The 12,204-nt window shown below is 67.2% G+C and carries 9 protein-coding genes; 4 read left to right on the top strand and 5 right to left on the bottom strand.

Annotation, left to right across the window (positions count from 1 at the left end):
• Positions 1-36: 36 nt before the first annotated feature.
• Together ABIA65_RS26625 and ABIA65_RS26620 are read right to left on the bottom strand one after the other, a co-directional pair.
• Positions 37-3,048, bottom strand: a complete 3,012-nt coding sequence (locus tag ABIA65_RS26625) for a UPF0182 family protein (protein WP_354525404.1) — start codon at positions 3,046-3,048, stop codon at positions 37-39.
• Positions 3,049-3,153: 105 nt separating this feature from the next.
• Positions 3,154-4,176: a YlbL family protein gene (locus tag ABIA65_RS26620; protein ID WP_241400365.1), complete on the bottom strand. Its 1,023-nt coding sequence runs from the start codon at positions 4,174-4,176 to the stop codon at positions 3,154-3,156.
• 89 nt (positions 4,177-4,265) lie between these two features.
• Between ABIA65_RS26620 and ABIA65_RS26615 the strand changes: the two genes are divergently transcribed.
• The 3 genes from ABIA65_RS26615 (at position 4,266) to ABIA65_RS26605 (ending at position 7,904) form a co-directional block, all read left to right on the top strand.
• Positions 4,266-5,627, top strand: coding sequence for a zinc-dependent metalloprotease (locus tag ABIA65_RS26615; protein ID WP_502919620.1), 1,362 nt, complete (start codon positions 4,266-4,268; stop codon positions 5,625-5,627).
• Between the two features lie 35 nt (positions 5,628-5,662).
• Positions 5,663-6,508, top strand: coding sequence for a TOMM precursor leader peptide-binding protein (locus ABIA65_RS26610; protein ID WP_241400367.1), 846 nt, complete (start codon positions 5,663-5,665; stop codon positions 6,506-6,508).
• Positions 6,509-6,569: 61 nt separating this feature from the next.
• On the top strand, positions 6,570-7,904 hold the full coding sequence (locus tag ABIA65_RS26605) for a macrolide-binding ATPase MABP-1 (protein ID WP_354525433.1): 1,335 nt from the start codon (positions 6,570-6,572) through the stop codon (positions 7,902-7,904).
• 52 nt (positions 7,905-7,956) lie between these two features.
• On the opposite strand, the gene ABIA65_RS26600 is transcribed toward ABIA65_RS26605, so the two are convergent.
• Together ABIA65_RS26600 and ABIA65_RS26595 are read right to left on the bottom strand one after the other, a co-directional pair.
• Positions 7,957-8,220: a WhiB family transcriptional regulator gene (locus ABIA65_RS26600; protein ID WP_241400368.1), complete on the bottom strand. Its 264-nt coding sequence runs from the start codon at positions 8,218-8,220 to the stop codon at positions 7,957-7,959.
• Between the two features lie 542 nt (positions 8,221-8,762).
• Positions 8,763-10,931, bottom strand: a complete 2,169-nt coding sequence (locus tag ABIA65_RS26595; protein ID WP_241405782.1) for an ATP-dependent DNA helicase UvrD2 — start codon at positions 10,929-10,931, stop codon at positions 8,763-8,765.
• Positions 10,932-11,012: 81 nt separating this feature from the next.
• On the opposite strand from ABIA65_RS26595, the gene mrx1 reads away from it, so the two are divergent.
• Positions 11,013-11,255 carry a mycoredoxin Mrx1 gene (gene mrx1 / locus ABIA65_RS26590; protein ID WP_241400369.1) on the top strand — a complete coding sequence of 81 codons (243 nt, stop codon included), beginning with the start codon at positions 11,013-11,015 and terminating at the stop codon, positions 11,253-11,255.
• 22 nt (positions 11,256-11,277) lie between these two features.
• Here mrx1 and nudC read toward each other — a convergent pair whose 3' ends face one another.
• Positions 11,278-12,204: an NAD(+) diphosphatase gene (nudC, locus tag ABIA65_RS26585; protein WP_354525402.1), complete on the bottom strand. Its 927-nt coding sequence runs from the start codon at positions 12,202-12,204 to the stop codon at positions 11,278-11,280.

Here is a 12,204-nt window from a genome sequence, read left to right as displayed (position 1 = left end):
TTAAAGCGCGCCAATCCGCAAGCTACAGCTACTTGGCTACTTGGCGTCCCGATACTTGGCCATCGCGTCATCCAGCCGCTGCAGCGCCTCACCGTACTCGGAGAAGGTGCCGTCGTGCTGCGCCTTCTGCACACCGTCCAGCGCGGCATTGACCTCCTGAAGCGCCGCGGCTTTCGCACCCGACAGCTGCACCGGACCACCCGGCGGTACGGCAGCCGGTGCTGGCACCTCGGGGCGGCCGTCCGGTGCAGGCGGCGTGGCGGCCGGCGGTGCGGCGTTGCCCTGCTGCGAGGCCGGCGGTGGTGTACTGCCCGGCGGCCCTACCGCGGGGGCGGGGCCGGTGGCCGTCGCACCCGCACCGGGACCGAAGATCTCGTCGAGGGCGTCGCGGACGGTGGGTCCGTAACCGACCTTGTCGTTGTACATCATCGCCACACGGATGAGGCGCGGGTACGACGAGGCCGCGTCACTGGCGCCCGGCGAGGCGTAGATCGGCGCGACGTACAGCAGGCCGCCGGCACCCACCGGCAGGGTCAACAGGTTGCCCCAACGGATGCGGTTCTGGTTGTCCCGGCCGATGACGCCGAGGTCCTGGCTGACCGCCGTGTCGGTGCTGATCGCGTTGAACGCCAGCTTGGGACCGTTGACCTGTCCCGGGATGGTCAACACGGTGAGCTTGCCGTAGTTCTTGGGATCCGAGCTGGCGCTGATATAGGCGGCCAGGAAGTCACGCCGGAACCGGTTCATCGCACTCGTCAGCTGGAATGCCGCCGAATTGTCGTTCGCGGCAACGTCCTTGGCGACGATGTAGTACGGCGGCTGGTAGCTGCTCGCGGTCGGGTTCGGATCGAGCGGGACATCCCAGAAATCGGATGTGGAGAAGAACGTCACCGGATCGTCGACGTGGTACTTGGCCAGCAGCGCCCGCTGCACCTTGAACAGGTCCTCGGGGTAGCGCAGGTGGTCCTGTAGTTCGGGGCTGATGTCGGCCTTGGGCTGCACCGTGCCCGGGAAGACCTGCATCCACGCCTGCAGCACCGGATCCGTCTCGTCCTGGGCGTACAGCGTCACAGTGCCGTCGTAGGCGTCGACGGTGGCCTTCACCGAGTTGCGGATATAAGACACCTGCTTGTCGGGAACCAGCCGATTGAACGCGACCTCATTGGAGTCCGCGGTCGCACTCGACAGCGACGTCAGCTCCGAGTACGGGTAGTTGTCCAACGTGGTGTAGCCGTCGACAATCCACACCATCCGCTTGTTGACGATCGCGGGATACATGCTCGTGTCGGTCGTGAGCCACGGGGCCACCGCCTCGACGCGCTTGGCCGGGTCCCGATTGAACAGGATCTTGCTGCTCTCGTTGATCACGTTGGAGAACAGGAAGTTGCGCTCGGCGTACTTCGCCGCGAAGACGCTGCGCGTCATCCAGTTGCCGATCGGGACGCCGCCCGAGCCACCGTAGGTGTAGTTCTTGGTCTCGGTGTTGGTCTCGTAGTCGTACTCGCGGTCGATGCCGTTCTTACCGACAATCGCGTAGTCCTCGGCGGCGTTGGCGATCACCGGGCCGAAGTAGATCCGCGGCTGATCCAGCGGAGCCGGACCAGGCGAGACCACACTGCCGTTCGCACCGACCACGCTGGCCAGGAACTCCGGGTAGCCGCCGTTCTGGTTGGGATCGTTGGCGATACCGCGCACCGTGTTGGCAGGCGAGGCGATGAAGCCGTTGCCGTGGGTGTAGACGGTGTGACGGTTGATCCAGTCGCGCTGGTTGTCGATGAGGCGGTCGGGGTTCAGCTCACGTGCGGCGACCACGTAGTCGCGCAGGTTTCCGTCCGGGCCCACGTAGCGGTCCATGGCCAGCTGATCGGGGAAGAAGTAGAAGTTCTTGCCCTGCTGGAACTGTGTGAACGCGGGGCTGACGATGGTCGGATCGAGCAACCGGATGTTGGAGGTCGTCGCCCGGTCGGCCGCCACCTGCTCGGCGGAGGTGTTGGAGACGCCGCTGTAGTCGCGGTACGTCACCGTTTCGTCGGTCAGGCCGTAGGCCTGCCGGGTGGCCGTGATACTGCGGCTGATGTACTCCGATTCCTTCTGCGCAGCATTGGGTTTGACGCTGAACTGCTCGACGATCAGCGGCCAGCCCGCACCGATGATCAACGACGACAGCAGCAGCAGCACCACGCCGATCGCCGGGATGCGCAAGTCCCGCAGGAAGATCGCAGAGAACACCGCGACCGCACAGATCACAGCGATGGCCAGCAGGATGAGCTTGGCCGGAAGCACCGCGTTGATGTCGGTGTAACCGGCGCCCGTGAACGGTTTGCCGCCGCGGGTGTGGCTCAGGAGTTCGTAGCGGTCGAGCCAGTAGGCGAAGGCCTTGAGCAGGATCAGCGTGCCGCCCAGCGAGATCAGCTGGATGCGGGCGGCCCGGCTCAGTGCGCCGGTGCGGCCGGCCAGCCGGATACCACCGAACAGGTAGTGCCCGAGCAGGTTGGCGATGAGCGCCAGGAACGTCACGACGAACAGGTAGCTCAGGACCAGGCGGTAGAACGGCAGGTCGAAAGCGTAGAAGCCGAGGTCGAGACCGAACTGCGGATCCGAGACGCCGAACGCGGTGCCGTGCAGGAATAGCTGCACCCGCACCCAGTACGTCTGCGCGACAACACCGGCGAGCAGACCGATGAACGCCGGCAAGCCGATCGTGTACAGCCGCATCCGCGACATCACCGCGGTGCGGTACCGGGCGACGGGGTCATTGGGTCCTGCGGCAGGCACGAAAACGGGCCGGGTGCGATAGGCCAGCGTCAGCGCCCCGTACACGACGAGTCCGACCACCAGCGCCGCCACCACGAAGACGACCAACCGGGTGACCAGCACGGTGGTGAACACCGAGCGGTAGCCGAGTTCGCCGAACCACAGCCAGTCGACGTACGCGTCGATGAAGCGCGGCCCGATCAACAGCAGCACGACAGCGATCAGCGCTGCGCCAATCAGAATCCGGCTACGTTGCGTCAGCTTGGGCATCCTTGCCGCGGGCCGCATCCCCACTCGTCAACTCCAGTCTCAGTACTTCAAGGCCATGCTTTGTACATGTTTGGTGGCGTCGACCAGTCGACGTGCCCCAACTCTACGCACTGGGTCCGAAGAGACTTCTCAGCATGCGGGGGGTTCGCCACCAGCGGAATAGGTCTTCAACGCGTCGACCGCCGTGCTGAGGGTGTCCACCTTGATCAGTCGGAGGCCATCCTGATGCGCCGTGCGGGCCTCGGCGCAGTTGTCGGCGGGCACCAGGAACACCGTTGCGCCTGCCTCGCGGGCCGCCAGCATCTTGTGGGTGATGCCGCCGATCGAGCCGACCTTGCCGTCATCGCTGATGGTGCCGGTGCCTGCGACGAACTTGCCGCCGTTGAGCTCTCCGGTGGTCAGCTTGTCGATGACGGCGAGGCTGAACATCAGCCCCGCGGACGGTCCGCCGATGTTGGCCAGGTTGAAGTCGATCTTGAACTCGGCCCACGGCGCGTCGAGCACGCCGACGCCCAGGTAGCCGTAGTCCCGGTCGGGATTGTCACCGAGGGTGATGGTGGTGGTGCCCGCCGGCTCGTTCTTGCGCCGGTAGTCGACGATCAACTGGTCACCGGGCTTGGTGGACTTCAGCATCGTGGTGAACTCCTCGACGTTGGCCACGTTCTTGTTGTTGACCATGTCGATGGCATCTCCGGCCTGCAGCTTCCCCTTTGACGGTCCCGGGTCGGTGACCGACTCGACAGTGACCGCCGACGGGTACTTCAGGTAGGACAGCGCGGCGTACTCGGCGCTGTCCTCGGAGCGCTTGAAGTCCTTGTTGTTGGCGTCATCGATCTCGTCCTTGGACTTGTCCGGCGGGTAGACCAGGGCCCTGGGCACGAGCTGGTCGCGGCCCGAGATCCACAACGCCAGCGCCTGCCCGAGCGTGATGCCGTCGCTCTGGGACACCGTCGTCATGTTGAGGTGCCCGGTGGTGTCGTGGACCACCGTGCCCTCGATGTCGACGACCTCCTTGCCCTCGACCTCACCGAGGGTGTCGAACGTCGGCCCGGGACCCAACCCGACGAAGGGAACCGTCACGGCGGACAGCAGCAAGCCGAACGCCACGATCGGCACCAGCGCCACCACCAGGGTCAGAATCCGCCTGTTCACGCTGCCCACATTAGGGCTCTGTGGTTGGTTCACTCTCAGCGTGACCCGCCTACCCGCGTGGTGTGGTCACGGTGAGTACGGTTGAAGGCATGGCTGACCTGCCCTTCGGGTTCAACTCCGGAGACGACCCCGACCGTGATAAGCCCAAGAAGGACCCCGATTCTGCTGCGGGGGCGGATCCGTTCGGGTTCGGCGGCGCCGGATTCGACATGTCCGACCTGGGCCAGATCTTCTCCAAGCTCGGCGAGATGTTCAGTGGCGCAGGCGGGATGGGCGGCGGCGCGCAGTCGGGTCCCGTGAACTACGACCTGGCCCGCCAGTTGGCGTCCAGTTCGATCGGCTTCGTCAAGCCGATACCCGAGCAGACCACCAGCGCGATCTCGGACGCCGTCCGTCTCGCCGAGACCTGGCTGGACGGTGCGACCCCGCTCCCGGCGGGCACCACCAGGGCGGTGGCCTGGACGCCGAGCGACTGGATCGACAACACCCTCGACACCTGGAAGCGGCTGTGTGATCCCGTCGCCCAACAGATGGCGTCGGTGTGGGCGTCCACGCTGCCCGAGGAGGCCAGGGCGATGGCCGGACCGCTGATGGCGATGATGTCGCAGATGGGCGGGATGGCCTTCGGGTCGCAGCTCGGACAGGCCCTCGGCACGCTGTCCAAGGAGGTGTTGACCTCCACCGACATCGGGCTGCCGCTGGGACCGAAGGGCGTCGCCGCGCTCATGCCCGATGCCATCGAGGCGCTCGCCGAGGGACTCGAGCAGCCGCGCAGCGAGATCATGACGTTCCTGGCGGCGCGCGAGGCCGCCCACCATCGCCTGTTCAGTCACGTGCCGTGGCTGTCGAGCCAGCTGCTCAACGCCGTCGAGGCGTTCGCCAAGGGCATGAAGGTGGACACCAGCGCCATCGAGGACCTCGCCCGCGGCATCGACCCCTCGGCGCTGACCGACCCGTCGAAGATGGAGGAACTGCTCAGCCAGGGCATGTTCGAGCCCAAGGCAACACCCGAGCAGGTTGTCGCCCTCGAACGGCTCGAGACGATGCTGGCCCTGATCGAGGGCTGGGTCCAGACCGTCGTCACCGCGGCCCTCGGCGACCGCATCCCGGGCACGGCGGCACTGTCGGAGGTGCTGCGTCGACGCCGCGGTACCGGCGGCCCCGCCGAGCAGACATTCGCGACGCTGGTCGGACTGGAGCTGCGGCCCCGCAAGCTGCGCGAGGCCGCCACACTCTGGCAGCGACTGACCGACGCCGTTGGCGCCGACGCCCGCGACGCGGTGTGGCAGCACCCCGACCTGCTGCCAGGAGCCGACGACCTCGACGAGCCCGCCGGGTTCATCGACCGGATCATCGGCGGTGACACCGATGCCATCGACCAGGCGATCGCCGACCTCGGCAAGGACCGTGACACCGACAACGGCACCGGCCCACCGCCTGTGGATAACTAAAGCGGCTCTACCGCCGACCGTGACACAGTCGGCGGGTGCAGCGTTACACGCTCAATCCGGTCATGCCGGTGTTGATGCGGCCCGATGGCGCCGTCCAGGTCGGATGGGATCCGCGTCGCGCAATCCTGGTCCGCCCACCGGACGGTCTGTCTGCCGCCGCGCTGGCCGACCTCCTGCGCGCCATGCAGTCCGGCATCGGATTGCCCGACCTGATGTCGCTGGCCCGCAACCGCGGTGCCGTCGACGATGTCGGGGTCGCCGACCTCCTCACGTCGCTGACGCAGTCCGGGATTGTGACGGTCGACACACCCCAGACGCGCTCGGCATCCATCCGCATCCACGGGCGCGGGCCGCTGTCGGACCTGCTGGCCGGTGCGTTGCGGTGCTCCGGGACGCGCGTGCGGCGCAGCAACCTCAGTCACGCTGGTGTGCGGCCCGGAAGCACCGATCTGGTCGTTCTGTCGGACTATCTGGTCACCGACCCGCAGGTCGTCCGGGATCTGCACGACGCGCGGGTGCCGCACCTGCCGGTCCGGATCCGCGATGGCTCGGGGCTGGTGGGGCCACTCGTCATCCCCGGGCTGACAAGCTGCCTGCACTGCGCCGACCTGCACCGTAGCGATCGCGACGCCGCATGGCCCGCGGTGGCCGCGCAGTTGCGGCACGCCGTCGGCAGCGCCGATCGGGCGACCATGCTGGCCACCGCCGCGCTCGCACTCAACGAGGTCAACCGCGTCATCGACGCCGTCCACCGCAACGCGGGCGACACACGCCTGGCAGGCGAACCACCACCGACGCTGGACACCACCCTGGAACTCGATGTTCACACCGGATCGACCATCAGCCGCCGGTGGTCTCGGCACCCGCACTGCGAATGTTGACATCAAGCGTTGCCACTTTTGCCCGATGTTCGGCACGCCGGAGTGGCAACTCAGCGTCGTCATGGATGATGGTCGGGTGTCAGAGATCAAGCGCGGGCGGGCGGCCCGCAACGCCAAGCTGGCTTCGCTCCCCGTCGGTTTCGCTGGCCGGGCCGCTCTGGGCCTCGGCAGGCGACTCACCGGCTCATCGAAGGACGAGGTCACCGCTGAACTGATGGAGAAGGCGGCCGATCAGCTGTTCACCGTCCTTGGCGAACTCAAGGGTGGGGCCATGAAGGTCGGCCAGGCGCTGTCGGTCATCGAGGCCGCCGTCCCCGAGCAGTTCGCCGCGCCCTATCGCGAGGCCCTGACCAAGCTGCAGCGCGAGGCTCCCCCGCTGCCCGCCGACAAGGTGCACCGGGTGCTGGACTCCCAGCTCGGCACCAAGTGGCGTGAGCGCTTCACATCGTTCGACGACGACCCCGTCGCATCGGCCAGCATCGGCCAGGTGCACAAGGCCGTGTGGTCCGATGGCCGCGAGGTCGCCGTCAAGATTCAGTACCCCGGCGCCGACGGGGCCCTGCGCGCCGACCTGAAGACCATGAAGCGGATGGTCTCGGTGTTCAAGCAGTTGGCCCCCGGCGTCGACATCCAGGGTGTGGTCGACGAACTCATCGAACGCACCGAGATGGAACTCGACTACCGGCTCGAGGCCGACAACCAGCGTGCCTTCGCCAAGGCCTACCGCGATGACCCACACTTCGTGGTGCCCGCGATCGTCGCCAGCTCACCCAAGGTGGTGATCGCGGAGTGGATCGAGGGCATCCCGATGTCGCAGATCATCCGCAGTGGCACACAAGAACAACGAGATCTCTTGGGCACCAGGCTGTTCGAGCTGACCCACGACGCCCCCAGACGACTGGAGCTGATGCACGGCGACCCGCATCCGGGCAACTTCATGCTGATGCCGGGCGGCAAGATGGGCGTTATCGACTTCGGTGCGGTGGCGCCGCTACCAGGTGGGCTGCCGATCGAGCTGGGTTATGCCCTGCGCTATGGCGCGGCCAAGGACTACGACAATCTGCTGACGACCATGGAGCGGGTCGGTTTCATCCAGAAGGGTGAGCAGGTGTCCACCCGTGAACTCGACGAGATGCTGCGCCAGTACGTCGAACCCATCTCGGTGGAGTCCTTCCACTACACCCGCAAGTGGCTGCAGAGGCTGACTGCGGCGAACATGGACCGCGCGGTGGCACAGATCAAGACCGCACGCCAGATGGACATCCCGCCCAAGCTGGCGATCCCGATGCGCGTGATCGCCTCGGTGGTCGCGATGTCCTGCCAGCTCGACGCGACCGTTCCCGTCCGGGCGATCGCCACCGATCTCATCCCAGGCTTCGCCGACGAGGCCGCCTAGCGCTTGAAGCGCCAGGCGGCCAACGTCTTTGGACGGGTCAGCCTCGGGTCGATCAGGCAGCCACGGGGTGCTTGCGCGGACGGCCACGCGGACGCTTGCGCGCCACTATGGTCCCGCGGTCGATAATCTCCCCACCCCAAACGCCCCACGGCTCCTGCCGTTCCAGGGCGGCATCGAGGCACTCCCGCCGAAGGGGGCAACCCGTGCACAACGCCTTGGCCCGCTCCAACTCCACGGGGCTCTCGGCGAACCACAGATCAGGTTCTTCCTCGTGACAAGGCACCGACAGCCTCTCGCGGCATGTTCGGTCCGACATGACTCTCCTGCTTCCTGGTCGTAATTCGGCGGTCATCTGTGTTGATGGATCCGCCGACCAGGTGATTCGGCTTCCCGAATAACTATGGCCACGGATCCGTTGAGTTCGGGTCCGTGGCCATGAGGCATGTCGTGGGCAGTCCTAGGTGGAGCCCCGATTCACGGACGCGAGCGTCGCAGCGGCGTTACGGCGCTTACGCGGCGCAACCGCCGCCGCAGCGGCGCGCGCCGCTGCGGGCGCATGGGAAGCCCACGAAACGCCGGAAATGCTTACGCCGCTGAATGCGTTGCTGTCAATCATGATTCGGGACCTCCTCTCGCACGTGCTCGGTAGTGCACCCCACAGGGTGCCTCTCGAGGTTAGAGGCTAGCACTGGAAACTGACAAGCGATTTTCTGACCAGCAGTTTTGGCATGATCTTTGCGAAAGCTGGCAGTAATGGGAGCACGTCCAGTGGCGAGACTGACGAAATGGCTGTTGTCGGGGTGCCGGGAGGCGCCGTTTCGTCGGTCTCGGCGGGAGAGTCTGGCTGAGGCGCCGGCCTCAGGACCGCGATCGCACCAATTCCAGAACGTCGGGGCCGAACTGCTCGAGCTTGCGCGCACCGATGCCGGGGATCGCGACCAGACCCGCATCGTCGGCGGGCAACGTCTCGGCGATGGCGATCAGCGTGTTGTCGGTGAACACCACGTAGGCAGGCACGCCCATCTCCTTGGCGGTGCGCAGCCGCCAGTCCTTCAGTTCGGCCAGCAGCGCCTCATCGATATCCGACGGGCAGTCCTCGCAGCGGCGCAGCATGATCGACGCCGGCGTGCTCAACGCGGAATTGCAGACGCGGCACCGTGGTGCCGGGCCGCGCTGCCGACGCGGCTTGCCGGCTACGACGTCGGCGGAGGCCTGCGGGGCAACACCGTTGAGGAACCGCGACGGCTTGCGGCCCTGCCTGCCGCCCGGTGCGCGCGCCAGCGCCCAACTCAATGCCAGGTGAACCCTGGCTCGGGTGATGCCGACGTAGAACAGGCGACGCTCCTCCTCAACGGCCTCGCTGTCCGCGCCCTTCGACAGTGCATGCGAGATGGGCAGCGTGCCGTCGGCGAGGCCAACCAGGAACACCGCGTCCCACTCCAGGCCCTTGGCGGCGTGCAGCGACGCCAGTGTCACGCCCTGAACCACCGGGGCGTGCCGCGCGTCGGCGCGCTGCCGCAGCTCGGCAACCAGCCCGCGCAGATCCAGTGCTGGCCGCTGCACCACTTCCTCGTCAACGAGTTCGGCGAGCGCCGTGAGCGCCTCCCAGCGCTCCCGCGCCTTGGTGCCCGGTGGCGGTTCGGCGGTGAGGCCGAGCGGCTCGAGGAGCTCGCGCACCGTTGGCGGTAGGTCGGCGCCGCTCATCTCGACACCCCGCTCGGCGGCGCGGTGCAGCGCCAGCAGCGACTGCCGGATCTCCTGCCTGCTGAAGAAGCCCTCGCCACCGCGGACCTGGAAGGCCACACCCGCCTCGGTGAGCGCCTCCTCGTAGACCTCCGACTGCGCGTTGATCCGATACAGCACGGCGATCTCCGAAGGCGGTGTGCCGGTTTCGATGAGCTTCTTGATCTTCTTCGCGACGGCGGTGGCCTCGGCGACCTCGTCGGAATGCTCGCTGAACGACGGCTCCGGGCCCGCGTCGCGCTGCCCGATCAGGTGCAGCCGACTGCCCGCCATCCGGCCCCGCGCCCCCGCGATGACCCGGTTGGCCAACGACACCACCTGGGGCGTGGACCGGTAGTCGCGTTCCAGCCGCACCACGGTGGCGTCCGGGAAGCGCCGGGAGAAGTCGAGAAGGTAGTTCGGGGTGGCACCGGTGAACGAGTAGATGGTCTGGTTGGCATCACCCACCACCGTCAGGTCATCGCGCTCCCCCAGCCACGCGTCGAGCACCCGCTGCTGTAGCGGCGTGACGTCCTGGTACTCGTCCACGACGAAGCAGCGATAACGGTCCCGGAACTCCTGCGCCACGGCGGCGTCGTTCTCGATGGCGGCCGCGGTGTGCAGCAGCAGGTCGTCGAAGTCGAGCAGTGTGGTGCCCTCGCGGCGCGCCTTGGCCTTCTCGTAGCCGGCGTAGACGGTGGCGACCTTGGCAGCGTCGAACGGGATGTCGCGGCTCACCTTGGCGACGGCGGCCGGGTAGCCCTCCGGGCTGATCAACGATGCCTTCGCCCACTCGATCTCACCCGCAAGGTCGCGGACGTCATCGGTGCTGACCTGCATGGCCGCCCGGTTTGCCGCCTGGGCGACGACGGCGAACTTGCTGTCGAGCAGCTCCCAGCCGGTGTCACCGACGAGGCGCGGCCAGAAGTACTGCAGCTGCCGGCGCGCGGCGGCGTGAAACGTCATGGCCTGCACTGCTCCGGTCCCCACACCGCCCGCCTCGGTGTCCAGCGCACGCAACCGGACGCGCATCTCGCCCGCGGCACGCGAGGTGAACGTGACGGCCAGTACCTGACTGGGAGCCACGTGACCCGCCGCGACCAGATGGGCGATGCGCCGGGTGATGGTGCGGGTCTTGCCCGTACCGGCACCTGCCAACACGCAGACGGGACCGCGCGGCGCCTGGACCGCCTCGCGCTGTTCGTCGTCGAGGTCGCTCAGGGGAACCGCACGCGCCGTCGCCGAGGGATCAGTCGCCGAGGCGTCGGGGGACGCCTCTGAAACCTCACTGGGCATGCCGACCATCTTGGCAGGGTGATGCGACACATTCCGCCCGGCACCGGCCATGTCGGGCATGTTCGCGGCCTCCGATATGTTGAAGGACCTATGAGCGCTGAATTGACCATGTACACCACGAGTTGGTGTGGCTTCTGCTCCCGCCTCAAGATGGCCCTGAAGTCCGAGGGAATCCGCTGGACTGAGGTCGACATCGAGGCCGACCCCGCGGCAGCCGAATTCGTGGGCTCAGTGAACGGTGGCAATCACGTGGTGCCGACGGTGAAGTTCGCCGACGGTTCGACGCTGACCAACCCGAGCGCGCGCGAGGTCAGGGCCAAGCTCTCGGCGTAGAACGTCGGTCACGGCGGCCGGCTCAGTCCAGCGCCGCCCAGGACTCGATGATCTCCCGGGCTATCGAGATCGACCCCGGCAGTAACAGCCGTGATGGCGAGTCGCTGCTCCAGTCGCCGTCAGCCAGTGCGGCGCGGACCTCCGCGCGGGTGAACCAGCCGGCCTCGGCGATCTCGCCGTCGTTGAACGAGAACTCCTGCTCCGGATCGCCGATCGCATGGAATCCGACCATCAGGGACCGCGGGAAGGGCCAGGGCTGGCTGCCCAGGTAGCGCACGTCGCGCACGGAAAGCCCGACCTCCTCGGCGATTTCGCGCACCACGCAGGACTCGAAGGACTCCCCCGCCTCGACGAACCCGGCGAGCAACGAGAACAGCCGCTCGGGCCACATCGTCTGGCGGGCCAGTACCGCCCGGTCGTGACCGTCGTGCACCAGGCAGATGACGGCGGGGTCGATCCGCGGGAACTCCTCGTGTCCGTTGACCGGATTGACTCTCGACCAGCCGCTCTTGGTCGACTTGGTCGCCGACCCGTCGACTGCGCTGAACCGCGCCTGGTCATGCCAGTTCAGCAGCGCGGTCGCGGTCGACACCAGTTGGGCACTGACGTCATCGAATACGGAGCCCGCCCGGCGCAGGTCAAGTACCTCGGATTCGGCTTCGGGATCCTCGGGCGCCTCCAGTGCCGCCCGCACCGCCCAGACGTGCCTGCCGTCCTCGAGACGCCCAAGGAACACCGCGTGATCATCCGGTTTCGCGGCGTACTTCGCGGCCTGTCCCAGCACCACTCGGCCACCCGAGATGAGCACCTGGCTGCGGTGGTCGACCCGCAGCAACAACGCGTCGGACCATCCCGCCACCGCGGCGTCGACGTCGGTGCGCAACACGTCGGCGCGGTCGGCTCCGACCCGCGACAGTAGCGGGACGTTACGCAGTTCGAAGTCGGTCAT

This window comes from Mycolicibacterium sp. 624, from assembly GCF_040548615.1.
GTDB lineage: Bacteria > Actinomycetota > Actinomycetes > Mycobacteriales > Mycobacteriaceae > Mycobacterium.
The sequence above is the reverse complement of the archived record's forward strand: the minus strand, read 5'-3'. Positions and strand labels throughout refer to the sequence as shown.

Bases quoted from the DNA above. Each gene is read 5' to 3' on its own strand.
- ABIA65_RS26615 (WP_502919620.1), top strand. From the start codon at position 4,266: ATGGCTGACCTGCCCTTCGGGTTCAACTCCGGAGACGACCCCGACCGT.
- mrx1 (WP_241400369.1), top strand. From the start codon at position 11,013: ATGAGCGCTGAATTGACCATGTACACCACGAGTTGGTGTGGCTTCTGC.
- ABIA65_RS26595 (WP_241405782.1), bottom strand. From the start codon at position 10,931: ATGGTCGGCATGCCCAGTGAGGTTTCAGAGGCGTCCCCCGACGCCTCG.
- ABIA65_RS26605 (WP_354525433.1), top strand. From the start codon at position 6,570: ATGGATGATGGTCGGGTGTCAGAGATCAAGCGCGGGCGGGCGGCCCGC.
- ABIA65_RS26600 (WP_241400368.1), bottom strand. From the start codon at position 8,220: ATGTCGGACCGAACATGCCGCGAGAGGCTGTCGGTGCCTTGTCACGAG.
- nudC (WP_354525402.1), bottom strand. From the start codon at position 12,204: ATGACCGACTTCGAACTGCGTAACGTCCCGCTACTGTCGCGGGTCGGA.